The organism is Rhizobium sp. SVR5-2C (assembly GCF_056755115.1).
Genome location: NZ_JBNDHT010000461.1, coordinates 1 through 255, shown reverse-complemented (window position 1 = coordinate 255; position 255 = coordinate 1). Strand labels below are relative to the sequence as shown.

Below are 255 nucleotides of genomic sequence, written 5' to 3'. Positions count from 1 at the left end.
GTTTTATGCAGGACGATACCGGTACGCACCTGGCCGCGCCGTCTAAATATCCTTACCTGCGCTGCACGCGTATTCTTGAGCCGCGTATGGTGCTGACCATCGAGCCGGGTATCTACTTTATCGAATCGCTGTTAGCGCCATGGCGTGAAGGCCCGTTCAGCAAGCACTTCAACTGGGACAAAATTGAAGCGCTGAAACCGTTTGGCGGTATTCGTATCGAAGATAACGTGGTGATCCACGAAAACGGTATTGAGA

The 255-nt window shown here is 52.2% G+C and carries 1 protein-coding gene; it reads left to right on the top strand.

What is annotated here, in order from left to right:
* On the top strand, nt 1-255 hold a 255-nt coding region (locus ACPYOI_RS36530), incomplete at both ends, for a M24 family metallopeptidase (RefSeq protein WP_481424238.1).